The 24,284-nt window shown below is 70.4% G+C and carries 19 protein-coding genes; 7 read left to right on the forward strand and 12 right to left on the reverse strand.

Features of this window, described 5'->3' with window-relative positions; translation table 11 throughout:
- Positions 1-18: 18 nt before the first annotated feature.
- The 4 genes from ADL01_RS13335 to ADL01_RS13350 all read right to left on the reverse strand — a co-directional run bounded on the left by ADL01_RS13335 (position 19) and on the right by ADL01_RS13350 (position 5,615).
- Entirely contained in the window at positions 19-594 is a 576-nt protein-coding gene (locus ADL01_RS13335) for a GNAT family N-acetyltransferase (protein ID WP_053742171.1), read from the reverse strand.
- Between the two features lie 140 nt (positions 595-734).
- Positions 735-2,141: a hypothetical protein gene (locus ADL01_RS13340; RefSeq protein ID WP_053742172.1), complete on the reverse strand. Its 1,407-nt coding sequence runs from the start codon at positions 2,139-2,141 to the stop codon at positions 735-737.
- A gap of 189 nt (positions 2,142-2,330) precedes the next feature.
- The gene (locus ADL01_RS13345) at positions 2,331-3,638 is read right to left on the reverse strand and encodes a helix-turn-helix domain-containing protein (RefSeq protein WP_053742190.1); all 1,308 of its coding nucleotides are present in this window, start codon (positions 3,636-3,638) and stop codon (positions 2,331-2,333) included.
- Between the two features lie 342 nt (positions 3,639-3,980).
- A complete protein-coding gene (locus ADL01_RS13350) occupies positions 3,981-5,615 on the reverse strand; it encodes an acyl-CoA dehydrogenase family protein (RefSeq protein WP_053742173.1) in 1,635 nt (544 codons plus the stop codon).
- Between the two features lie 554 nt (positions 5,616-6,169).
- On the opposite strand from ADL01_RS13350, the gene ADL01_RS13355 reads away from it, so the two are divergent.
- Positions 6,170-7,324 carry a YihY/virulence factor BrkB family protein gene (locus tag ADL01_RS13355; RefSeq protein ID WP_053742174.1) on the forward strand — a complete coding sequence of 385 codons (1,155 nt, stop codon included), beginning with the start codon at positions 6,170-6,172 and terminating at the stop codon, positions 7,322-7,324.
- Positions 7,325-7,668: 344 nt separating this feature from the next.
- Positions 7,669-8,352: a helix-turn-helix transcriptional regulator gene (locus ADL01_RS13360; RefSeq protein WP_053742175.1), complete on the forward strand. Its 684-nt coding sequence runs from the start codon at positions 7,669-7,671 to the stop codon at positions 8,350-8,352.
- Here the strand turns inward: ADL01_RS13360 and ADL01_RS13365 are convergent.
- Both ADL01_RS13365 and ADL01_RS13370 read right to left on the reverse strand, forming a co-directional pair.
- On the reverse strand, positions 8,338-8,769 hold the full coding sequence (locus ADL01_RS13365; RefSeq protein WP_053742176.1) for a VOC family protein: 432 nt from the start codon (positions 8,767-8,769) through the stop codon (positions 8,338-8,340). The genes ADL01_RS13360 and ADL01_RS13365 overlap by 15 nt on opposite strands.
- Positions 8,770-8,834: 65 nt before the next feature.
- Positions 8,835-9,362 (reverse strand): 2'-5' RNA ligase family protein, encoded by a 528-nt coding sequence (locus ADL01_RS13370; protein WP_053742177.1) that lies wholly within the window; start codon positions 9,360-9,362, stop codon positions 8,835-8,837.
- Between the two features lie 295 nt (positions 9,363-9,657).
- Between ADL01_RS13370 and ADL01_RS13375 the strand changes: the two genes are divergently transcribed.
- Positions 9,658-11,262, forward strand: coding sequence for a carboxylesterase/lipase family protein (locus ADL01_RS13375; RefSeq protein WP_053742178.1), 1,605 nt, complete (start codon positions 9,658-9,660; stop codon positions 11,260-11,262).
- A 141-nt stretch (positions 11,263-11,403) separates the two neighbouring features.
- Here the strand turns inward: ADL01_RS13375 and ADL01_RS13380 are convergent, their stop codons facing one another.
- Complete coding sequence (locus ADL01_RS13380) at positions 11,404-11,973, reverse strand: peptidase inhibitor family I36 protein (protein WP_053742179.1); 570 nt, start codon at positions 11,971-11,973, stop codon at positions 11,404-11,406.
- A 239-nt stretch (positions 11,974-12,212) separates the two neighbouring features.
- The gene (mmuM, locus tag ADL01_RS13385; protein ID WP_053742191.1) at positions 12,213-13,157 is read right to left on the reverse strand and encodes a homocysteine S-methyltransferase; all 945 of its coding nucleotides are present in this window, start codon (positions 13,155-13,157) and stop codon (positions 12,213-12,215) included.
- 177 nt (positions 13,158-13,334) lie between these two features.
- Between mmuM and ADL01_RS13390 the strand changes: the two genes are divergently transcribed.
- Positions 13,335-14,732 (forward strand): amino acid permease, encoded by a 1,398-nt coding sequence (locus tag ADL01_RS13390; RefSeq protein ID WP_053742180.1) that lies wholly within the window; start codon positions 13,335-13,337, stop codon positions 14,730-14,732.
- A gap of 78 nt (positions 14,733-14,810) precedes the next feature.
- On the opposite strand, the gene ADL01_RS13395 is transcribed toward ADL01_RS13390, so the two are convergent.
- The 3 genes from ADL01_RS13395 to ADL01_RS13405 all read right to left on the reverse strand — a co-directional run bounded on the left by ADL01_RS13395 (position 14,811) and on the right by ADL01_RS13405 (position 18,174).
- Positions 14,811-15,422: a hypothetical protein gene (locus ADL01_RS13395; protein WP_053742192.1), complete on the reverse strand. Its 612-nt coding sequence runs from the start codon at positions 15,420-15,422 to the stop codon at positions 14,811-14,813.
- 168 nt (positions 15,423-15,590) lie between these two features.
- Positions 15,591-15,929, reverse strand: a complete 339-nt coding sequence (locus ADL01_RS13400) for a DUF6191 domain-containing protein (RefSeq protein WP_053742193.1) — start codon at positions 15,927-15,929, stop codon at positions 15,591-15,593.
- Between the two features lie 91 nt (positions 15,930-16,020).
- Positions 16,021-18,174, reverse strand: a complete 2,154-nt coding sequence (locus ADL01_RS13405) for a hypothetical protein (RefSeq protein ID WP_063783517.1) — start codon at positions 18,172-18,174, stop codon at positions 16,021-16,023.
- A gap of 232 nt (positions 18,175-18,406) precedes the next feature.
- On the opposite strand from ADL01_RS13405, the gene ADL01_RS13410 reads away from it, so the two are divergent.
- Together ADL01_RS13410 and ADL01_RS13415 are read left to right on the forward strand one after the other, a co-directional pair.
- Positions 18,407-19,579, forward strand: a complete 1,173-nt coding sequence (locus ADL01_RS13410) for a family 43 glycosylhydrolase (RefSeq protein WP_234354619.1) — start codon at positions 18,407-18,409, stop codon at positions 19,577-19,579.
- Positions 19,576-20,988, forward strand: a complete 1,413-nt coding sequence (locus ADL01_RS13415; protein ID WP_053742181.1) for an RICIN domain-containing protein — start codon at positions 19,576-19,578, stop codon at positions 20,986-20,988. The genes ADL01_RS13410 and ADL01_RS13415 overlap by 4 nt, the downstream gene beginning before the upstream one ends.
- Positions 20,989-21,022: 34 nt before the next feature.
- On the opposite strand, the gene ADL01_RS13420 is transcribed toward ADL01_RS13415, so the two are convergent.
- Positions 21,023-22,690 (reverse strand): rhamnogalacturonan lyase B N-terminal domain-containing protein, encoded by a 1,668-nt coding sequence (locus tag ADL01_RS13420; RefSeq protein WP_053742182.1) that lies wholly within the window; start codon positions 22,688-22,690, stop codon positions 21,023-21,025.
- Between the two features lie 210 nt (positions 22,691-22,900).
- Between ADL01_RS13420 and ADL01_RS13425 the strand changes: the two genes are divergently transcribed.
- Positions 22,901-23,959, forward strand: a complete 1,059-nt coding sequence (locus ADL01_RS13425; protein WP_053742196.1) for a rhamnogalacturonan acetylesterase — start codon at positions 22,901-22,903, stop codon at positions 23,957-23,959.
- Positions 23,960-24,284: the final 325 nt, after the last annotated feature.

The following is a 24,284-nucleotide window of genomic DNA, read 5'->3' on the forward strand; positions in this document are numbered from 1 at the left end:
GTCGGTCACATGGCGGGCTCACGACAGGTCGAACGCCCCCGGCCAGGGCCCGGGAGCGGCGACCTTCCGCTCCTCCTCGACCTTGGTGTCGAAAAGCACGAAGCCGCGCCGCAGGTAATTGTCCATCGCGTGCTCGCCGTCCTTGCTGCACGTGTGCAGCCAGACCCGCTTCGTCGGCGCCAGCCCGGGCCACCGGTCCCCGAGGTCCCAGGCGCGGGCGGCCCCGTACGACAGCAGCTGCCCACCGATCCGACGGCCCCGGAAGGCGGGCATCAGCCCGAAATAGGCGATCTCCACGAGACCGTCGTCCTGAGGGTCCAACTCCACGTAGCCCGCCGGGGTGCCGCGTTCGTACGCGACCCAAGTCTCCACGCCCGGGCGCTCCAGGTACTCCTGCCAGCGGGCGTACGTCCAGACCAGCCGGTCGGTCCAGTGGATGTCGCCGCCGACGGAGGCGTAGAGAAAGCGGCTGAACTCGGGGGAGGAGACTTCGGCGCGGACGATTCTCACGTCCCCCTCGGGGGCCTCCGCGGGGAGCAGATCGGTCGGTGCGGTCTGTTCCAGGGACCAGGTGGTCACGGCGATGTTGCTCATGGCTGTCAGGGAATCATGATTTGTCTCGCCGCGGGTCCGGTGGGGGCTGGTCGCGCCCACGAGGCGGTAGCCGCAGATTCAGCACAGCCCAGCGCCCCTTTCGGGGGGCGCTGTCGCGCCCCCCGATTCGACAGCGCCGCTTATCTCAGCGAGCCGGTGATCTGCGACAGCGGTACGGCGTACAGGACGCGTTCTGGGACCGGCGTCCCGCGCCAGCCGGAGCGCTTGTCCGCCGCCCATTCCGTCAGTGACCAGACCTCGCCGGTGCCCTCCCAGTAGGAGAGGGACTCGGAATGTTCGGCCCAGCAGCGGCGGGAGGCGTCGTCCGAGCCACAGCGAGCGGCCTTGGCGCCGTCGGCGTCCAGTCGCCAGAGGGTGCCGTGCCGGTCCTTGGCGCCGGGGGCGTGACCGACGTACCAGTCCGCCTTCTCCTCGCCCGGCGACCGGTAGGACAGCACGCCCTGGATGGCGGTGGCCTTCGTCGAATAGGCCTCGACGGCGTTCACGCGGCCGAAGACGTCGGCGTCGAGAAGGCCGGAACGGTCGCCCGCGCGGCTGAACGAGTAGCGCCACAGGCGGCTGTGCTGATCGGCGCCGGCCCGGAACCACTCGCTGGCGACCAGGCTGTCGGGCGTCGAACTGCGGTCCAGGGAGAGCGAGCCGAAACAGGGGCGGCGGTCGTCGGCCGCCGGGTCGCACGTGCCACCGGCCAGGCTGTACGAGGCGACGGCGGGCATCACGTACCCGTAGCCGTGCGCCGACCAGCCGCCGGGTACCCGGCCGACCGCCGGGCTGTCGACCGAGGCGCGCTGGATGCGGTTCATGTCGTAGACGTACAGGGACTTGCCGCCGGTGTCTTTGGCCGAGGCAGTGACCAGCAGCTTGTCCTGGTACCAGACCATGCCGGAGATCGGGGACTCCAGCTTGCGGTAGTCCGAGCCGTCCTCGGTCGGGACGACCAGCAGCACCCAGCGGTACGTCATGCTGCTCAGGTCGTTCGCGTCGATGACGGCGATCCGTGCCAGCCCCCGGGAGACCTCGGGTTCGCCCGGCTTCGCGTCGTTGTGCGTCCAGCCGGAGAGGATCACCCGGTTGGCACCCCAGCGGCCGTCCTCGTCCGCGTCACCGGAGGTGGTGACGGACTGCGGCAGCCAGCGCTGACTGGCCGAATCGGCGTAGTCCCAGCAGTACGCGCGGGTGGCCTTCGGAGCGACAGGCAACGCCCCGGTCTCCGTGGGGGCGCACTCGGCCCCGGTGCGCATCGTGCGGTTGGCGTGTTCCAGGACGGTGCTCACACCCACCGTGCCACCCATGGATGTGGCCAGCCGGTCCAGCGAACTCTTCGCCGCCAGATGCTCCTTGAGCTGAAAATTCCTCAGCTCGGCAGTGGACGTCACGGACTTCAGGGGCCCCGGGTTGTCGCTGCTCACGGCATGGGAGGCGCTGACGATGGTGGCCGCGGCGGTCAGGGCGAGGGCGGTGCCGGCGAGAACGCCGCGCAGCGCTCTGCCCCTCTTCTGCCTGCGGTGTCTGCCGCGATGTTTCATTCATCCTCCCGAGGCAGGCCAACTGCGGCTCACGATCCGTGCGTTGAACCGGGGTCGCAGTGTGGGGGGCCGTGGGAAGGATGGTACGTCAGGGGGCACCGGGCCTGGACGAATACTCCGGAATACGTGCGCCTGTGTTGCCCACGGCGGCCGTTCGGGTGCGTTTCTCACACCGGTGTCACCGCCGGGTCACTCTGCGTCTCCCGGTCCCGCCCGTCCCTCGGCTCCCTCGGCCCGCGCGCACCGCTCCCGTGCCATCGCCGGCGCCGTCGAGTGGGGCAGCAGATCGCGGGGGTCGTCCGGGAGGAGGACGGTCACTTCGGTGTCGTCGCTGAAGCGGTAGGGGCGGTGGTCGAGCAACTCCCCGAGGAATCGCCGTATCCGCGACATCTCCGCGCGTACGGTGACCGTACGGCCCGGGTCGCCGAACACCTCGTCGGCCAGGTCCGCCGCGCTGCGGCCCGCCGGGTGCAGGGTCAGCAGGTAGAGCAACTCGGCGTGCCGGGGGCTCAGTTCGTGGGTCCAGGAACCCGGCGGCCCCGACACCGCCACCGACCAGCGGCGGGCCCGTCCCAGGTCCAGGACGATCCGGGTGGTGCCGCTCGCCCCGGGCTCGGCGACGCCCCGGATCAGCCAGCCCCCGGCCAGCGGCTCCACCACGCACAGTCCCAGCACAGGCAGCCAACGAGTCCCTGGGGACAACGACTTGGGCAGGGCGACCCGGTTCGTGTACGGCATGCCGGTGACCGCGGCCGTCCAGCCGTCCCGGTCCACCGCCAGGGCCCGCCCGCCGAGCCGCGCCAGCACCGGCGCCGCCGCCGCGCGCAGCCGCTCCAGCGACTGATGGTGCCGCTCCCGCAGCCGCGCCTCGGCGAGCTTGGCGACCGAGTCGACCCAGGCGAGCGTCGCCGGATGCATGGTCTCCAGCGGCCCGCTGACATCCACCACGCCGATCAGCCTGCCGTCGCGGGGGTCGGTGATCGGGGCGCCCGTGCAGGTCCAGGTGGCGTGCGACCGTACGAAGTGCTCGGAGGCGAATACCTGTACGGGGCGCCGGGCGACCACCGGGGTGCCCACGCCGTTGGTGCCGACGATGTCCTCGGCCCAGTCGGCGCCCGGCTCGAACCCGAACGAGTCGGCCTTGCGCAGCACGGGCGTACTGCCCTCGCGCCACAGCACCCGGCCGTGCTCGTCCGCGACGACCATGATGTGCTCGGTGACGTCCGCGACCGACAACAGCCCCTGCCGCAGCACCGGGAGGACATGCCGCAGCCGGGTCGTCCCGCGTCGCCGGTCCAGTTCCTCGCGGGTCAGCAGACCGGTCCGGAAGTCGTGGTCGGGGTCGACGCCGCTGCGCAGCATGCGGTCCCAGGACTGGTCGATCACCGGACGGGGCGCCAGGCGAGATCGCTGTCCGGTGAGGCGGGCCGCGCGTACGTCGCTGAGCAGCCGCGCCGCCCGCGCCGTGTCGCGGCCGGCTAATCGCGTGACGTCCATCGGCGGGTTCGCCACTGTGTCCTCCCGGCCGGTATTGACTGAAAGTCTTATCGTGCCGCCCGTGAGCACCGGAGGACCACACTCCGCACACAGATGCCAACAAGTTGCAACCCCCTGCAACCCTGGTGAACCGGCCTGCCGTGGCTGAAACTTGGGCGACGCCGTCGCGCGGCGTCCGTGCTCCCGATCCATGCGGGGCAAGTGAGCGGGGGTGGTGCCGTGTCGGCGCAGCACCACCCCCGCGACGCGCTCCGCGGGTTGTGCGGGTTTGGCCGCGGGTCCGGTGGGGGCTGGTCGCGCAGTTCCCCGCGCCCCTGTCGGGGCGCTGTCGCGCCTCCGACCTCAGGTTACCGGCCTGGCCCGTTCTACCACCGATGCCAGGTTCAGGGTGTGCGGGAGGGTGCCGAAGGCGTTGCCCCAGTCGTTGCCCAGGCGGGAGGCGCAGAACGCGTCGGCGGTCTCCGGGGGCGCGAAACGGACCAGCAGGGAACCCTGGAGCACCAGGGCGATCCGCTCGACCAGGCGCCGCGCCCGGCCCTCGACGCCGTCCAGGTCGGCGAGTTCGGTCAGCAGGTCCTTGATGGCGCCGTCCAGCCGGTGGTCCGCTCCGCGCGCCTTGCCGACCTCCTGGAGGAAGGCGTTGACGGCGGCGGGCTCCCGCTGCATCGCCCGCAGCACGTCCAGCGCCTGGACGTTCCCGGCGCCCTCCCAGATCGAGTTGAGCGGCGACTCGCGCAGCAGCCGGGGCATGCCCGACTCCTCGACGTAGCCGTTGCCGCCCAGACACTCGGACGCCTCCGCCACCAGCGGGGTGCAGCGTTTGGTCACCCAGTACTTGGCGGCCGGCAACGCGAGCCGCAGGAACGCCCGTTCCTGCTCGCCGCCGTCGTCATAGGCGGCGGCGAGGCGCAGCGCGAGCGTCGTCGCCGCCTCCGACTCCAGTGCCAGATCGGCCAGTACGTTGCGCATCAGCGGCTTGTCGACCAGCTTCCCGCCGAACGCCTCGCGGTACGTGCAGTGGTGTACGGCCTGGGCGACCGCCTGTCGCATCAGCGCGGCGGCGCCGAGCGCGCAGTCGAGCCGGGTCATCGCGACCATCTCGATGATGGTGCGCACCCCGCGCCCCTCGTCCCCGACGCGGCGCACCCACGTCCCGTCGAACTCGACCTCGGCGGAGGCGTTGGACCGGTTGCCCAGCTTGTCCTTGAGCCGCTGGATGCGGAACTCGTTGCGCGTGCCGTCGGGCAGGACGCGCGGCAGCAGGAAGCAGGTCAACCCGCCCGGGGCGTGCGCCAGCACCAGGAAGCCGTCCGACATGGGCGCCGAGCAGAACCACTTGTGGCCCGTCAGCTCGTACGTGCCGTCCTCGGCGAGCGGCCTCGCGACCGTCGTGTTGGCCCGGACATCGCTGCCGCCCTGTTTCTCCGTCATGCCCATGCCGAAGAGCACGCCGGCCTTACGGTCCGCCGGCCCGAGCTCCTCCTCGTAGACGGTGGACGTCAGCAGGGGCTCCCACTCGGCGGCGAGCGCCGGGTCGGTGCGCAGCGCGGGTACCGCCGCGTGGGTCATCGACAGCGGGCAGCCGTGGCCCGCCTCGGCCTGCGACCAGACCACGAACCCAGCGGCCCGCCGCACATGGCCGCCCGGTCGCGTCCAGGCCGCCGTCAGACCGGCCGAGACGCCCTTGCCGAGCAGCCGGTGATAGGCGGGATGGAACTCCACCTCGTCGATCCGGTTGCCGTACCGGTCGTGCGTCCGCAGCTTCGGGGGGTTCTCGTTGGCGAGCGCCCCCCATTCCTGCACCTGCGCGGACCCGGTGGACTTGCCGAGGCCGGAGAGGTCCTGCCGGGCCTCGTCCAGAAGCGCGGGGTCCAGGTGTCGCTCGACGGCCGCCACCAGGGCCTTGTCGGCGGTGAACACGTCATATCCGACCAGGGGCGGCACCTGGTTGGTCACGGTGTGGGTGCTGGCTGCCATACAACGAACCTACCCCCCGGTACGGCGTCGCTCACCGGATTCACCGCCGGGCGGCCCCCCGTGCTGGTGCGCCCGTCAGGCCGACGGACAGTGCCCGCGCGGTGACTGAGGCGAGCGAACCCCGGTCGACGTGGGCGTGCGGCCGCCGGTGGTGAAGGGGGTCGCTGAAGGCATGGGTTGCTCCGTGAATTGGCATGCTGGATTTCGCGTTCACTGAGTGTCCGCGGTTGCAGCTGTGGGCGGGAGTGCCCGTTGACGCGATATGGCAATGGGGATGGCGAATGGTGAATGGCGCGCGGAATAAAAACGTGTGCGGCGTACGAGCGGAAGTTGTCGGTGAGCGCGGCGTGCGGCACGGCGGCGATCCGCGCGTTTTCCGTGTGGATCACGGGCGACGCGGCTCGATCGTTGCCTCGTCGTGGTCCGGATGTCCCCGTGTCGTGTTGCTTCGCGCTCCCTCGGGTGGGTGTGCCCCGGAGAATGCAATCCGCGCTTCGCCGTGACCTGGGCACCGGAGGGTGAGAGGGGTGGCGCCCGCCCGATACCGTTAGGGCGTGCAGGCAGCAAGTGAACTTCCCGAGAGCCCCAGCGGCCGGCTCCACCGCGCGCGTGTCCTCTACCGGAACGTCTCCAAGCGCAGGACCGCGTGGTTGTTGCTCAAGGACACCGTCAACTCGTGCATCGAGTACCGGATCCTGGGTCTGGCGGCCGAGGCTGCCTTCTTCACGCTGCTGTCCGTGCCGCCGCTGCTGCTGAGCCTGATCGGGCTGCTCGGCTACGTCGACGACTGGACCGGCACCGACACCATCACCAGCCTGGAGACGAACCTCCTGGAGGCGTCCCGCACGGTCCTGTCCGACAAGGGTGTCACCGAGATCGCCCGGCCGATCCTGGACGACGTGATGAAGGGCGGCCGGCCCGACGTCATCTCCATAGGGTTCCTGTTCGCCCTCTGGTCGGGCTCGCGCGCGGTGAACGTCTTCATCGACACCATCACCGTGATGTACGGCCTCGACGGCGTCCGGGGCATCGTCAAGACCCGGCTCGTGGCGTTCGTGCTCTTCGTGGTGGCGCTGCTGATCGGCTCCATCGCGCTGCCGCTGATGGTCGCGGGCCCCGACGCCGTACTCAACGTCCTGCCCTGGTCGGAGACCCTCGTACAGGTCCTGTACTGGCCCGTCGTCATCCTGCTGTCCATCGTCTTCCTGACCACGCTGTTCCATGTGTCGGTCCCGGTGCGCTCACCGTGGATCGAGGACGTCCCGGGCGCGCTGGTGGCCCTCGGGATGTGGGTGCTCGGCAGCTTCCTGCTGCGTATCTACCTGACGAAGACGATCGAGGGCGCCACGATCTACGGATCGCTCGCCGCGGCCGTCGCCGTCCTCCTGTGGGTCGGCGTGTCCGCCTTCGCGGTCCTGGTCGGGGCCGCCGTCAACGCGGCGATCGACCGTGTCTGGCCGGCCGCCTCCACCGCAGCGGCGCGCGCCGCCAACGAACGCGTCCGCGAGGAGGAGGCCGCCGAGTACGTCGCCCGGATGGCCGCCCTCCACGCCCACGAGGCCGACGACGACCCCGACGACTACGACATGCCCTCCGAGTTCCCGGAACGCTGGTCACGCTTCCTGCCCCCGGAGGACGTGACGTCCCGGCTACGGACCCACACGAAGAGCACACCGAAGAGGGGGGGGGGGCCGCCCGCCGGTAAGTGACGGAGGCGGCGCGCACCTGTACGCCTCGTCCTTCGTTGCGCGGGGGACGCCCTCGGCCGTGTGGGGCGTGCTGTCGTCGGAGGGGTGGACCAGGGTCGCGGCGTCGGTGGCGGGCGGTGTCCGGGGCGGGGCGATTCCGTGCGGGTGGGGCGCGGCCTTCGGGTGGGTGGGGCGGCCGAGGGGCCTCGGCGACGTGACCTGTGGCTGCCGGACGGCCGGGAAGTCCCGGGACGCGATCATCGCCGCCCGGCCCGCTTGCGGACGTGTCCTGGTAGGTGGCGATGGTGGACGCCCCCCTCGTGCCCCGCAGGAACACCGGGCACCCAGGGCATAGCCTTTCCTACGTGTACGAGGAACGGCCCTCCCGTCTGCCGGGCGCGGTGGTGTGGACGAACACCCCGGTCGGATCCGGCGTCCGGCCCGTGCTGCCCGACGGCTGCATGGACCTGCTGTGGCGCGAGGGACGGCTACTGGTGGCGGGGCCCGACACCCGTGCGTACGTCCCCGACGGCGCCCCCGCACACTGGGCGGGCGTCCGCTTCCCCCCGGGCACGGCGCCGGCCCTGCTCGGCGTACCCGCGCACGAACTCCGTAACCGGCGCGTCGAGTTGGCCGACCTCTGGAACGCCGCGCAGGTGCGGCGCCTGAGCGCACGTGTCGATGGGGCGCCGGATCCGCTGGCGGCACTCGAAGAGGTGGCGTTGGAACGGGCGGCGCGCGCACCCGCCCCCGATTCCCTGCTGGGCGCCCTCGTCGCCGCCCTGGAAGCGGGCCGCCCGGTAGGGCGTACGGCCGACGAACTGGGCCTCAGCGCCCGCCAGTTGCACCGGCGTTCCCTGACCGCCTTCGGCTACGGACCCAAGACCCTGGCCCGCGTCCTCCGCCTCCAGCGCGCGCTCGCCATGGCCCGTAGCGGGGTGCCCCTCGCGGAGACGGCCACCCGCACCGGGTACGCCGACCAGGCCCACTTCGCCCGGGACGTAAGGGAGTTGGCGGGAATGCCGCTGGGGAAGCTACTCGGCGGTTGAAGAGGCGGAGGAGGTCAGAGGGGCGAACAGGTCGACCCCGTTGCCGTCCGGGTCGAGGACGCACGCGTACCGCTGTCCCCACACGGCGTCCCAGGGCTTGAGCTCGCTCCGGTACCCCGCACCCGTCAACTCCTCGTACAGGGCGTCGACTTCAGCGGGTGAACCGCACAGCATCGCCAGCCCGATCCGGCCGCTCCCGCTCGGCGGCCGCCACCCGGGGTGGAAGGAGCGGACCGTCTCCTCGGTGTCGAGCAACAGCCTCATCCCGCCCGGGAGTTCGGCCTCCACATGGGGCTGCTTCTCGGCTCCCTCGGGGAATCCGAGCCCGAGCCTGCGGTAGAAGGCGACGGACGCGGCGAGGTCGGAGACGACGATGCCGACGGCATCGAACCTGGGAGTGGGAGGTCGTGTAGTCATACGGCCACGTTAGGCAGGTCGCCCGTGGCCGGTCTTGAACGAATCGGACGCGTCGGGATCCCCGTTCAGGGGCGGAGCGGGAACGACATCCGGTGCTGCCACCGCGTGCCGTCGTACGCCACGAGATCGACCGACGACACCTGAGCGGTGAAGGGAAGACGGCTGTCGAGGTCGGCCTCCGCCTTCTCCAGCACGGCGACGTCCGCCTGCCGCTGCGCGACGGTGAGATGCGGGACGACATCGTCGTACTTCCCGCCGTACGGCGGTGTCTGCGGCCACCGTTCCACGATCGCGTCGGTGAGCCGCCGGAACGGCGCGTCCGGTTCCGGGGCGAGATACAGCAGTCCCGGCAAGCGCCCGCACCGCTCGAACCCGGCCCGGAAGGACCGGTGCCGCCCGATCACCTCGCCCAGGGCGGCGAGGACGTCGTCGTCGATTCCGCTCGCCGGGAGAAAGGGGAACAGCACGGTCACATGGGCCGAAGCGCCCTCGCGCGCCGCCGGATCAAGCCGCTCACGCAAGAGACCAACCGCGGGCTCCGCCTCCGGAATCCGTACGACGAGCGCTGTCTGCCCTGCCGGGGTACCTGTCATCGCACCTGTCTAGCAGAGGTGCCCGGACGGACGGAAAGAGTCGGCCGAACGCGGGCCGCGCTCTCTCGCCGTTGACGACCTTCGAGGCGGCCGGCCCGGAAACCCCGGCCTCTCGGGCGACGACCGCCGGAGGGCAGCCCGTGGAGAGCCTCGACATGGTCGACGACCGGCTCGGCTGCGGGCACGCTCATGTACGCCAAACAGCCCTTCTTCGATTCCTTGCGCGGGAATACCGGCAGGTCATGTGGTGCTCTGATCTGAACGGTTCACAAGCGGCGAGGAAGCCGGTGGGCACATGACGGCAGAACCGACGGATCCAGTGGTGCGGACGCCTTGTGGGGACGTCCGAGGCAGATACGAGGGCGACGGGATCGCCGTGTTCCGAGGCATCCCGTACGCCGCACCGCCCTTCGGCCCCCGCAGGTTCAGGCCGCCCGTGCCGCCCACCTCCTGGGACGGGGTCCGCGACGCGGGCGGTTTCGGCTCCACCGCGCCGAAACCGCCGTACTCCGAGGCCTTCGCCCGGCTGCTGTCGGACCCGGTGGTGCCCGGCGACGACTGCCTCAACCTCAACGTGTGGACACCCGAGCTCGGCACAGGAGCCCGGCTCCCGGTCATGGTGTGGATCCACGGCGGCGCCCTGACCCGTGGCTCCTCGGCCGTCCCCGTCTACGACGGCCACGCCTTCGCCCGCGACGGCGTGATCCTGGTGTCGATCAACTACCGCCTGGGCGTGGAGGGTTACGGTCTCTTCCCGGACGCGCCCGCGAACCCCGGCCTGCGTGACCAGTTCGCCGCGCTGGAGTGGGTGCGGGCGTCGATCGCGGCCTTCGGCGGCGACCCCGACCGGGTCACCGTCTTCGGCCAGTCGGCCGGCGCGATCAGCCTCGGCGCGCTGCTCGCCGCCCCACGGGCCCAGGGCCTCTTCCGGCGGGCGGTGCTGCAGAGCGGGCCGCCCGAGGTGAGCGACCGTGAAAAGGTACGGCGGATGGTGCGCCGGATGGCGGCCCGGCTGAAGATCCCGGCGACCGCCGAGGCCTTCGCCGCCGTCGACCGGGAGACGCTGCTGCGTGTCCAGGGCGACGTCGGGCGGCTGAGCAGCCCGGTGCTCGGCGGGCCCGCCTTCGGCATCGTCGTTGACGACGATCTCGTACCCCGCGACCCCCTGGAAGCCCTGGTCGACGGCGCCGCCGCTGACGTCGAGCTGCTGCTGGGCTGGACCCGGGACGAGTACCGGCTGTGGCTGGTGCCGGGCGGGCTCCTGGAGCGCGTCGACCGGCTCGGTGCGGTCGCCCTGGCCGGCGCGATGGCCCGCTGCCACTGCGGCGCCGAGGTTCCGCGCGGCTACCGCACCCTGCACCCCGACGCCGGGACGGCCGACCTCGTCGGCCAGTTGGTCACCGACCACCTGCTCCGCGTACCGCTGCACCGGCTCGCGGACGCCCGCGCCGAGAGCGGGACATACGTCTACGAGTTCGCCTGGCCCTCCGCCAAGCCGGACCTGGGCGCCTGCCACGCCCTCGAACTGGGATTCGTGTTCGACACCCACGAGGCCCCCGAGTCCGCCAAGCTCGCGGGCGAGGGTGCCCCGCCGGACCTCGCCGAGGCCATGCACACGGCGTGGGTACGCTTCGCCGTCGACGGCGACCCGGGCTGGCGGCCCTGGGACGCCTCGCACCCCGTACGGATCTTCGGCGACGGCGACCCGCGCACCGTGGAGGGCCCGCGCGACCGCGAAATGGCCCTGTGGACGGCCGACCGGGCCACCGCGACCACGACCACGACGACGCCGGAGCGTGAATCCGGAACGGCCACTCGGCCCCGCTCGCCCCTGGGGGGTGCGGAACCGCTGTCCCTCGTACGGCGTTTTCGCCGTCCTGGTGGTGTGCACCGACGCTGATCACCGTGACCCGGCGGTTATGGGTAATTTCCGTGTACGGCGTCATGCAATTGAATTGGCCTGGGCCAGAGGAAGCCGGGAAAAGACCCCGGCCGCCGATCTGCAGCTCGGCGGCCGGGGTTTACCAATGGCTCTTTTCCGTCAGGCCGCCACGGAGCTGGCCCAGTCGTTGTAGGCGCCGAGGTTGGAGCTGTAGGAGTTGGGGCTGATGGAGATCGTGCCCCCGTTGCCGCCCTCGTCCCTGGCCAGCCACGCGTACGAGTCCGACTGCCTGTTGCGCCAGGACGACGTCTTGTCGTTGAAGTCGTACTCGTTGAGGTTCTGCCAGTAGTAGTCGTTGAAGATCAGCCGACGGCCACCACCTTCGCTGTGCTCGTACAGGCACGTCCAGCCGCTCGCACAGGCCGGCAGCGCCCGGATGCTCATCCCGGTGCTGCGCAGCAGGGGGTCGGCGGCGCGGTCGTAGCCCAGGGCCCTGTCCGCCTCGGCGTGCGTCTTGAAGCAGCTCACCGAGGTCTTGGAGTAGACCACGCAGCTCTGTGCGGCGCCCCAGCCGTCGCGTTTGAGGTTGATCTTCTGGTGTCCCAGGGTGGCGATCGCACCGGTGGTCCCCGAACCGGCCTTCGTCTCGGCGGCGGACGCCGGACCGGCGGCGAGTACGCCGGTCGTCGCGCAGGCGAGCGCTATGAGGACCGAGCTGATTTTCTTCACTGTTCCCCCTCGATCGAAATTCGGAAGCGGTGATTCCCGCCCCCGGGTCCCGACTCCTGATCGTGGGGGATGGCATTGGTCGGATTCCTTCCCCCTGGAATCGAGCACATAGAATGTGTGCAGTCGAGGGTGACGGGGTCAAGGAACTGCGCACAGGAAATTCGCTTTGGCTAAATTTCGCCGTGCGCTACTTCGGATTCTCAATGGTCTCGCCATATTGTCGAGAGTGCTGCCATCCATCACCGCAACGTGTCGGCGATCGACGTGATCGCCTGCGGACCCACCCGGCAGCAACCGCCGATCAGCCGCGCGCCCGCGTCGCGCCAGCCCGTCACCTGCCCGGCGGCGAAGGTCGAACTGCCGTTCCAGGCACGGGCGTCGGCGTCCCAGACCTCACCGCTGTTCGGATAGACCACGACCGGCTTCCCGGTCACGCGGGCCGCCAGCTCCACGGCGCGGTCCACGTCCTCGGGCGCACAGCAGTTGACGCCGACCGCGACGACCTCGTCCGCCGCAGCGGCCAACGCGAACGCCTCCGTCAACGGCTGCCCGGCCCGGGTCTCCTCCCCGGCCACGCTGTACGACAGCCATACCGGCACCCCGAGCCCGCGCACCGCGCGCAGCAGGGCGTCGGCCTCGTCGACATCGGGAACGGTCTCCAGGGCCAGCACATCGGGCCCGGCGGCGGCCAGCACCTCCACCCGAGGCCGGTGGAAACGCTCCAGCTCAGCCACGCTCAGCCCGTACCGCCCCCGGTACTCGGACCCGTCGGCGAGCATCGCCCCGTACGGCCCCACGGACGCCGCCACCCACAACGGCCGCTCCGTCTTCGCCCGGCGGGCGGCCTCGCGGGCCAGCTCCACGCTGAGCCCGAGGAGCTCGGCGGCCCGCTCCCGGCCGATGCCGCGCTGCGCGAAGCCCTCGAAGGTGGCCTGGTAGCTGGAGGTGATCGCGACGTCCGCGCCCGCCTCGTAGTAGGCGAGGTGCGCGTCGACGATCGCCTCGGGCTGCTCGACGAGCAGCCGCGCCGACCACAGCTCGTCGCTGAGGTCGTGACCGGCGGACCCCAGCTGGTTGGACATGCCGCCGTCGAGGACGAGGGGCGCGCCGGTCGCCACTGCGGCAGCGAAGGAGGGGGAGGGGAACGGGGAGACGGTGCCGGTCGGGCTGGGCTCGCTGGTCATGGCTCGACGGTAGTCGACGGCGAACCCGACAGCCGTATGTGTCCAGTACATGAACAGACGGCCCACCATGTGGGATGGCACGTTACGATCGCGCCTTCCCACAGGTTCTCGCAGGTTGCCGTATCCCTCCCTTACCTTCCCTTCCCTCCCCGCCCCTCCCCGCCGACCGGAAGTGTCATGACTGCTCCCAGCACCACCGAGGCAGACGAGCCGGAGCTGACTCCGTCCGCGCCGACCGCGAACGCGCCCCGGCGCCGCACCTTCGGCCTGGCCGCCGCCACCGCGCTCGTCATGGGCAACATCATCGGCGGCGGCATCTTCGTCCTGCCGGCCACCGTCGCCCCGTACGGCTCTATCAGCCTGCTCGCCTTCCTGGTCCTGTCCGTAGGCGCGGTACTGCTGGCACTCCTCTTCGGTAAACTGGCCCGCCGCAGCCCGGTCACCGGCGGCCTGTACGTGTACCCGCGTGACGCGTTCGGCTCCTTCGCGGGCTTCCTGTCGGCGTGGTCGTACTGGACGATGACGTGGGTCAGCATCGCGGCCCTGGCGGTCGCGGTGGTCGGCTACGTCGACGTACTGATACCCCTGCACGACAGTCACGCCCTGGGCGCGCTGGTCGCGATCCTCGCCCTCTGGCTGCCGGCCGCCGCGAACTTCGCCGGCACCCGGTGGGTCGGCGGCGTACAGATCGTGTCGACGATCCTGAAGTTCGTGCCGTTGCTGCTGGTCGCGACCGTGGGCCTGTTCTTCGTCGACACGGACAACTTCGGCGCGTTCAACGCGTCGGGCGACAGCGTGCCGGGCGCCCTGGCGGCCTCCGCCGCGCTTCTCCTCTACAGCTTCCTGGGTGTCGAGTCGGCGGCGGTCAGCGCGGGTGAGGTGGAGGACCCCGAGCGCAACGTGGGCCGCGCGAGCGTCCTGGGCACACTCGGCTCGGCCCTCGTCTACATCCTCGGCACGGTCGCCGTCTTCGGTCTGGTCCCGCACGACAAGCTGGTGAAGTCCGGCGCCCCCTTCGCGGACGCGGTGAACGCGATCACCGGCGGCAGCTGGGGCGGCACGGCCATCGCGCTGGTCGCGGTCGCGTCGATCGTCGGCTGCCTGAACGGCTGGATTCTCCTGGCCGCGCAGATGCCGTACGCGGCGGCCCGCGACGGCCTCTTCCCGGCGCCGTTCGCGAAGGTCGGCAAGGGCGGGGTGCCCGGCTTCGGTGTCTGGGCCTGCGCGATCCTCGGCACGATCCTCATCGCCTTCAACTACACGGCGGGCCCGGACACCACGTTCCGTGTCCTGGTCCTGATCACGACGTTCACGGGCTGCGTCCCGTACCTCCTCTCGGCGGCGGCCCAGCTGTACTGGCTGGCCAGGGGCACCCGCGACCGCGTCCGCCCGGCGGGCCTGGTCCGCGACCTGATCGTCGCCGCGCTGTCCTTCGCGTTCTCGTTCTGGCTGATCGCGGGCGCGGGATACGCGGCGGTGTACCAGGGGGTGCTGTTCCTGTTCGCGGGGATCCCGGTGTACGTGTGGATGCGGGGGCGGCGGGAGCCGGCGGAGCCGGCGGAGACGGTCGGCTGAGGACGCGCCGGGATCAGGGCCGAACTACCCGAACCCGCTCGCATTCATCGCTTCCCGCTTGCGCTCACCCGCTCGCGCTCACTCGCTCCGCACCTCGGAGAAGACGACCTCGAACTCCTCAAGTCCGGTCACGGTGACATGGGCCTTGGCCGCGCCCTCGTGCCTGGCTGCCGCCTGGCCGGACCGGGACGCGGCAAGGGTTTCGTGGTCGGTGAACATGACGCCGACCACCCCGCGTCCCCGGTCCCGGTCGACGAGCAGGGACGCCCTGGCCAGTCCTGGGAGCGTTTCGAGCCTGGGGAGCACCGACGCCCGGAACGTCTCGGCGAAGAGATCCGTGTCCGAGGGGTCGAACTCCACCCTGGTGATCCGCAGCCCCGCTCCCGCCGTCGGCTGTCGGACCGGGTGGAAGACCACCGCTTCGAGATTGTCGGTCATCGTCGTTGCCGCGAACCGTTCCAGGACGGCCGTCCGCCACTCGCGCAACGCCTCGTCGCTGTTCCTCCGGTCTTCCTCCGTCGCCCACCAACTGGCCGCCATCAGTTTTCCGAGCTCCCGGTCCACGAAGAGCCCGAATCCACGGAATCCCGGCTGCTGTGCGATCCGTTCCCGGCCTTCGGGGCCGAGCCCCTCGATGGCCGTGTCGATGTTTGCCGGATCACCGGTCGCGTATACCGAGCGTACGAACATGACGCCTCCCTGAAGCCGCGCGCACATCTGAGAATTCCTGACACAGCCAGTCTTCTCCTGGGGGCAAACATGGGCAAGCTTTGACAAAACGGACCCATGCGGATCGATCGCGCCTCCCTGCCGTTCCCGACGGCCGCTACGGCCGCTACGGCCGCGAGGAGAGGGATCTCAGAGTTCCGCGCCAACTGACCGGACGGACCGCGGCATCCGGACGACCGCGACCCCGCCCTCCAGATCCACCGTCGTGCGGTGCGGCGGCGCCCCGTCCTCCTCGTCGTCCCGCATGATCAGGGCCGACTGCCGCTCCTTGAGTTCGCTCTCTTTCCCGGGCGAGAAGGTCGCGTGGAGTTGCTCGAACCCGGTCGCCGATATCTGGCCCTGGCGAGCGCTGTTCCGCCAGGGCAGAACTCCGGCTCGTCCGACGCGTAGGAGCAGTTGGTCCGCGAAGGCCAGGACGGTCAGCAGGATGACCAGTCCGGGCAAGGTCATGATGAAGGCGAATTCCATGCCCCAGAGTATGGGGAGCCGCATGGCGGGGCCGCCAGGCCCCGCCCTCCCCGACTGCGCTCTGCGCCCCGCATCAGCCCTGCACCCCGATTCAGCCCTGCGCCGCGTGCCGCCCGCCCCGTCGCCGCCCGTTCCCGCGACCCCGGACCCGCCGAGTGGCCGGAATCATCAGCCCCGCCAGCAGCCCGACCGCCATCGCGTACGGCCACCAGCCGAGCCCCGAACTGGAGGCGGCCAGACTGGAGTTGGTGCTCGCGTCAGCCGCCGGAACCGAGCCCGACCCCGCTGCGGGACCCGAGCGCACCCCCGGCTTCGCCGCCGGCGTCGCGCTCTTCGTGACCGCCGTCAGGACCACGTCGTTGCCGTCGCCGCCCCGGTAGCTGATCCGGTAGGTCCGGTCGCCGAGCTTCAGCGAGGTGCCCTCTTTCAGTCCACTGAACGCACCCTCAATCTTGGCGCGCCCGGTGTGGTTCAGCACCGTGATCGTGCGGCCGGGATGCGGGGCCGCGCCCGCCGCCGACAGGTCCACCGCCCCCGCCAGCCGCACCGCCCCTCCGACCTTCAACGGCCCTCCGCGCAGCACGAGTTCACCCTTCGGGCCCTGTGTATAGGCCCCCGTCACCGTCAACCCGGTCGCCATGACACCGTCGTTCGTCACCGAGCCCGTCACCGTCCCCGAACCGGTGAGGGTGGTCCCCATACGCAGCCCCGCCGGGCCCGGGTCCAACCGCGCGCTCGCCGTGGTCAGCCGAATCGCCTTGCTGCGTCGGAGAGTTGCGCCATCCCTGAGTGCCAGCGTGCCCCTGGTGACCGTCGTGGTCCCGCCGTACGTCACCGCGCTGCCCGTCAGTGTCGTCGTCGCCGCGCCGGACTGGGTGAACGAGCCGCGGCCACTGATCCGCGACAGCGCGACCGGCTTCCTCGTGTTCCGCACCACCAACGAGCCGTTGTTCACGACCTTGTAGAGCGAACCCTTCGTGTACAGACCGCCGTCGCCGCCCGCTTTCCCGCTCCCCAGCCGCAGTACCGCGCCCTTCTCGACCGTCGTCGCCCCGTCGTAGTACTGGACGGCGGCGAACGTGACGTCGTTGCCGCGCGTCCCCTTGATGACGATGTCCCCGGCGCCGGGCGCGGACAGGGTGTCGTGGAACCGGCCGCCGCCTATGGGGGCGCCCAGGGTCACCGGGCCGTCGTAGTCGAACGTGAGGAGTGAACGGGACCTGGCCGCGAGGAGGTTGATGTACACCGTCTCGGCCGTACCCGGCATGAAGATCTTGTTCGTCGTGCCGTCGCCCCACTGGACGTTCGCGCCCTTGATGTTGGTGCCGCGCTTGTTCACGTTCTTGTGCGCGGGCGTCCAGTTGAGGGCGGGGTCGCTGAGCGACGGGTTGGTGTCGCCGCCCTGGTTCGACCAGCTGTACTGGCCGGTCAGCACCACCTTGGAGCCGGGGCGGGACTGGACGTTGATGTCACTGCCGTACTCGCGCTGGTAGAAGTCCATCCCCATGGTGACCGTCTGGCCGAGCGGCGTGTCGACCGTCCAGGTGCCCTGGTTGAGGACCTTGTGCATGCGGGGCAGCGATGTCGCGAACTCCGGTGCTCCCGCGTTGAGTTGCGTGCCGTTGTCGATCACCCCGGAGAAGGAGTGGACGCCGGAGAGGTCCCAGGTGCCCCAGAGGAAACGGGGTTGGGTCAGCAGTCCGGCGCCGCTGATCGTGCCCAGGTTGTACGCGCTCGTCAGGGACAGGCGCAGGGTGCCGTCGACGCGGATGTTGTCCTGGTTCAGCCGGAACGCCGGGGTGTTGTACGGGAAGTGACCGATCAGGCCCGCCGTTCCACTGGTGCCGTACTGGAGGGTGGCACCCCGTTCCACCGTCACCGCGGGCGGGTCGGGGTTGGTCACCGTGACGTACGGGTGGTTGCCGCCGAGGATGCTCACCTTCTGCCCCTGCCGGGACCGGGGCAGCGTGAAGTCGCTGTCCCTCGTCAGGATCAGGGTGCCCGTGCCGCGCACGGTGAGGGTGCCCTCGCCGCGGAAGACACCGTTGTACGTGGTCGTCCCGGCGGGCACCCGCACCACCGTGTCGCCGGTGAGGGTGACGTCCCGGCCGGCGATGACGTCGGCGGTGGCGTCCCGGAGGCCGGCCGCCGACGCGGGCGGGGCGCCGAGCAGAAGGGCTGCCGTCGCGAGGACCGAGGCGGCCGTCACTGTCCGGCGGGCGGCAGCGGCGGCGGGGCTGGTGATGGGGGAGTAACTGTCCACGTGAGAGGAGACGGACGAGCTCCCCGGTAATAACAGAAAGTCGCTCAGCGGTTTTGGTCCCTTCCGACCCGTTGACCTTCCCGTAGCACGCGCTTACCTTTTCGGCGTTCGGAATGACTGATCTTGTTCGTAATTACGAACGTTTCTCGTGTCACCTCCCCCACATACGCACACACGCCGACATCTCGTGCCCCACCCCCGAGAGGCAGTCCGCATGAGCCGCGCCGATGATCTGTCCGAGGACACCGCCCGAGATTCCACCCGAGACGACTCCACCCGAGACGCCGCCCGCTCTGCCTCCTCCGCCCGGAGAACGCTCCTGAAAGGCGCCCTGGCCGCAGGCGCCCTGGTGACCGTTCCCGGTGCCGCGTACGCCGCCACCGCCCCGGCGGGCGCGGGCCGCGCCCCCGCCCCGTATGCCAACCCCCTCGTCCGCAACCGCGCCGACCCCCACATCCACCGCCACACGGACGGCCACTACTACTTCACGGCCACCGCCCCCGAGTACGACCGCGTCATCCTGCGCCGCTCCCGCACCATCCGGGGGATCGCCACCGCCGACGAGTCCGTCATCTGGCGCAAGCACGAGACCGGGCCCATGGGCGCGCACATCTGGGCGCCGGAGATCCACCACATCGACGGCAAGTGGTACATCTACTTCGCGTCCGCGCCCGCCGAGGCAATATGGGACATCCGTATATGGGTGCTGGAGAACTCCCACCGCGACCCGTTCAAGGGGACTTGGGTCGAGCGTGGGCAGGTGAAGACCGCCTGGGAGACCTTCTCCCTCGACGCCACCACGTTCACCCACCGCGGCTCCCGCTACCTCGCCTGGGCCCAGCACGAGCCCGACATGGACAACAACACCGCCGTCTGGCTGTCGAAGATGGCCGACCCGGTCACCCTGACGGGACCTCAGATACGGCTCACCACACCCGAGTTCGACTGGGAGCGCATCGGCTTCCGGGTCAACGAGGGGCCGTCGTTCATCAAGCGCAACGGCCGGATCTTCATGTCGTACTCGGCGAGCGCCACCGACTACCACTACTGCATGGGCCTGCTGACCATCGACGCCCGCGCCGACCTCATGGACCCGGCCAACTGGACCAAGTCCCCGACGCCCGTCTTCACCAGCAACGACACGACCAAGCAGTACGGCCCCGGCCACAACTGTTTCACCGTCGCCGAGGACGGCCGCACCGACGTCCTCGTCTATCACGCACGGCAGTACAAGGAGATCGTCGGCGATCCGCTGAACGACCCCAACCGGCACACCCGGATGCAGAAGCTCGGCTGGAACGCGGACGGCACCCCGGACTTCGGCGTCCCCGTCGCCGACACCCAGACAGGCCCGCAGGTCGGCTCGCTCACGGAGAGTGGCTCATGAGACGTGTGTACGCGGTTCTCCTCGCCCTTTGTCTGGCGCTGGCCGGCGCCCTCGCCACCGCCGGGCCCGCACAGGCGGCGGCCGTGACCATCACCAACGGCACCCAGTTCACCGCGACCAACGGCGACCCCGTGCACGCGCACGGCGGCGGGGTCATCAAGGTCGGCTCCTACTACTACTGGTTCGGTGAGCACCGCAACGCCGACAACACCTTCCAGTACGTGGACGCCTACCGCTCCACCGACCTGAAGAACTGGGAGTTCCGCAACCACGTCCTGAGCCGGTCCAGCTCCCCGGAACTCGCCACCGCCAACATCGAGCGGCCGAAGGTCATGTACAACGCGGCCACCGGCACGTACGTGATGTGGATGCACAAGGAGAACGGCGCCGACTACAGCGAGGCCCGCGCCGCCGTCGCCGTCTCCGACACCGTGGACGGCGACTACACCTGGCAGGGCAGCTTCCGTCCGCTGAACACCCACATGTCCCGCGACATCACGGTGTTCGTCGACACCGACGGCACCGGCTACATGATCTCGGCGGCCCGCGAGAACTACGATCTCCAGATCTACCGGCTCACCGCCGACTACACCGGCATCGCCGCGCTGGTCGCCGACCCCTGGCACAACGGTCACCGCGAGGCCCCAGCCCTTTTCAAGCGCGACGGCGTCTACTTCATGCTGACGTCGGCCGCCACGGGCTGGAACCCCAACCAGCAGCAGTACGCCACCGCGACCAGCGTCACCGGCCCGTGGACCGCGATGAAGAACGTCGGCGACTCGACGACGTTCGGCTCGCAGACCGCGTACGTCCTTCCCGTACAGGGGAGTTCGGGCACCTCGTACCTCTACATGGGCGACCGCTGGGGCAACTCCTTCGGCGGGACCGTCAACGACTCCCGTTATGTCTGGCTGCCGTTGAGCTTCCCGACCGCCACCACGATGTCCATGTCCTGGTCCCCCGAGGTCACCCTCGACACCGCCACCGGGACGGTCACGGGCAACAGCGCCACGTACGACACGCTGATCGCCCGGCACTCGTCCAAGTGCGCCGACGTCACCAGCCAGTCGTTGTGGGCGGGCGCCCAGATCAAGCAGTACACCTGCAACAGCGGAAACAACCAGAAGTACTGGTTCAAGTCCGTCGCGGGCGGCTACTACCAACTGGTGGTCCGGGGCAGCTCGTTGTGCGTCCAGGAGAACGCGAGCACCGTCACGCAGGAGAACTGCGTCTCCTCGGCCACCAACCAGCAGTGGTCGCTCACCACTACCGGCTCCTACGTCAAGGTCGTCTCCCGCGCCAGTGGCGAGTGCCTCGACGTGAACGGCGCGTCCACCGCCGACTCGGCCGCCGTCATCACGTACACGTGCGGCAGCGGAACGAACCAGCAGTGGACACGCGGAACATGACGTACCGTCAGGCGGGCCGCCGGCACGTGTTAGCTCATGTCAGCAGGTCTAGAGCGTCGATCGCCGTTCCCGCACTGAGGTAGGAGGTCGTCCCCGACCCACTCACCACGTTGATCTTCAGCACGTTGTACTGACTTGTGTCGGTGCGCCAGGCGCTCGCCGGGACGCTGTACGTGAACGTGTGGTTGTTCCCCCGGTAGGACCCGTTGGTGAGGGACCGGGTGTTCGGCTGGGTGGGCGGGGAGGGGATGGGCGAGGTCCAGGTGTCGTTGACGACGACCTGGGGGCGGCCGTTGGCGTAGGCAGTCGTCACGCCGATGCGCAGGGTGTGCGCGGCGGCGGCCTGGGCCGGGGTCAGCTTGAAGTAGACCAGCAGACCGCTGTTGACGTCCTTCCAGAGGTAGCAGGGGAAGCCCGAGGTCTCGGTGCCGCTGCCGATCACCACGTTGCCGGTCCAGGGGGCGGCCCGGACGTCGGACGGGTGCGCGTACGTCATGAGGTCGGCGTTCTTGAAGCCGCTCGGGGTGCCGTTCCAGTCGTTGATCCGCCAGATCGCGCTCGCGTTGCCCGGGTCGTTCGAGGACGGGATCGCGATCGTGTTGAGCGTGGTCGTGGCACCGGCCGACACCGTCACCGAGGTGGTGTGGACGGCGAGTTCACCCTTGAACACCGTGAGCGTGTACGTCCCCGGCAGGACGCCCCCGATGGAGAAGAAGCCGTCGGACGCGCGGGCCGAACCCCAGTACTGCGCCGCCGAGTTGGCGAGCCCGACGGTGTACGGATACGCGGAGCTGCGCCCGGTGATCCCGACGCCCGCGACCCGGCCCCGGCCGCCCGCGGAGACGTACCCGGAGATGCCGAGCGAGTCCGCCCAGGGGGTGGTGAGCGTCCCCGCGTAGAGCGACGAGGAGGGGGCGCCGCCGTCGGTGAAGGCGATGACGTACGGGCCCTGGAGGCCGAAGCGCTGGTCCTCGGTCTGGTTCTGGCCGTAGTACAGGATCTCGTACAGGCCGCCGCCGTCCGCGCTCTGGTGACGCAGCAGGGAGCGGTAGAAGGGGCCGCCGGACGCCTTCTCGTGGTTGCTCCGCACCACGTACAGGCCGACGCTGCCGGTCCTCCAGCCGACGTGGTCGTAGTCCATGACCCGCAGCTTCGAGTAGTGCTTGGAGCGGGTCTGGCCGTCCGCCTTCGCGAAGACGTCCGAGGCTTCGATCGTGCGGTTGGTGTACGTGTACGAGTCGGGCTCGTCGTTGAGGAAGAGGCCCGCCCTGACCCGCAGGATGAACCGGGTGGCCGAGACGGACGCATCGGCCTTGTTGGTCCAGACGTAGACGTTGTTCTCGCCGCTGCGGGCCGCGTAGTAGTGCTTCAGCGTGCCGTACGTGACGCTGACCAGGATCGTCGAACCGGACTGCCGGATCGTCACCGTGGAGGAGCCGAGGCCGGACTCGATGTGCGAGTTCATGCCGCCGTAGCCCTGGTACTCCGTGCCCCGGTAGACCAGCGAGGACAGGTCGCCGTTGGACTTGCGGACCTTGAAGACCAGGTTGGCGCCGGTGTCGATGACGTAGTTCGTGCCGTCGTCGGTGTAGCCGAAGCCCGCCGCCCGCGCGGTGCCGGGCAGGGTGAGTCCGGCGGCGGTGGCCGAGGCGCCGAGGACGAGCGCACGGCGACCGAGGTGTCTGTCATTGGCTGCGGACATGTGGGGGTGCCTCCTTCGGAGGTGGGGGGAGAGGGGGGTGTGCGGTGTTCGGAAGACTGGCAGTTGAATCGTTTTCGCGAAAGAGCTTTCACCGCAAGGGGGTTGGCGGGCCAGTGAATTCGCGCAGCACTCTAGAAAGCGCTTGCCAGACCCTGTACCGTCCTGCCGCCGGGCCTTGTCGAGCGTCGGAGGACTGCTGTGGGAACCGTGGTGAGACGTTTCAACCGAGCCGTGCTGGCGGCCGTGTCCCTGAGCACCGCCGTCACCCTGGCCGCCGTACCCGCCGCCGCCCACGAGGGCCCCTCGCCCGGCCCGCGCCCCCTGGGCATCGAGAACTGCACCGCCGGCGCCTGCCACTTCGACGTCGCGCCGGGCACGTACGACGTACGGGTGCTGCTGGGCGGCGACGTCGCCGCCAGTACCGCCGTCACCGGCGAGACCCGGCGCGCGCTCCTCCCGGAAACCGCCACGGCAGCCGGCGAGCGCGTGACCCGCGGCTTCACCGTCGACGTCCGTACGCCCGAGGGCGAACCGACCGGCCCCGAGGGCACCCCCGGCCTCGACCTCGTGCTCGGCGGGTCCGCACCGGCCCTGGCGGACATCCGGGTGACCCCCGCCGCCCGCCACACCCGGCAGATCTTCCTGGTCGGCGACTCGACCGTCTGCGACCAGCCCGGCGACCCCTACACCGGCTGGGGCCAGCGGCTCCCGCAGTACCTGCGCAAGGGTCTGTCCGTCGCCAACTACGCGGATTCCGGGGAGAGTACGGTCACCTACCTCGCCAACCCGGCGCTCTTCCCGACCGTTCAGCGGCTGATCCGCCCCGGTGACCTGGTCCTCGTCCAGCTCGCCCACAACGACAAGCAGACGGACGAACCGACGTACCGGGCGAACCTGGAGACGCTCGTCGCGGGTATTCGCGAGCGAGGGGGGAAACCGGTACTGGTGACGCCGATCGTGCGCCGCTGGTTCAACTCCGACGGCACCCTGAACAACGGCACCGCACTGCTGGTCAACGGCCTCGGCGTCGACCACCCGGCGGTGATCCGCGCGGTCGCGGCGGAGCGTGGCGTACCGCTGATCGACCTGACGGCGAGGACGAAGGCGCTGGTGGAGTCCCTCGGCGTGGAGGGTTCCAAGGCGCTGTACCTCTACAACGAGAAACGCGACAACACACACACGTCCGTCCACGGGGCCACTGTGTACGCCGAGTTGGTGCGCGACGAGCTGGTGGCGCAACGGCTGGTTCCGCGCGGCGGGGTGCGGTGAGGCTCCGCGCGGGGTGCGGTTCTCCCGCTGTGGGCCGGTGGGGGGCCGGCCGCGTTCACGCGGCGGAGCGCACACAGGCACGGCCCCGCGCTTTCTGCGGGCGCGGTATCGCCCTCGGGCGCACATGAGCCCCTGGGGCGCCCCGACCGGAACCGGGGCGTCCCAGGTTCGACGCCTCACGGGGACCACTCCGGTGCCCCGGCCGGACGCCCGGCGAACCCCGAGACGCGGAGGCGCGGAGGTCCGGGGGAGCGGTGCTGATGCCATGTCTGTCGGTTGCCGTGGAGGGTGGAAAGGTTGCCGTCGGGGCGGGGCGGGGCGGGGC

It is taken from the genome of Streptomyces sp. NRRL WC-3618, assembly GCF_001280005.1.
In the GTDB taxonomy this organism is placed as follows: Bacteria; Actinomycetota; Actinomycetes; order Streptomycetales; family Streptomycetaceae; genus Streptomyces.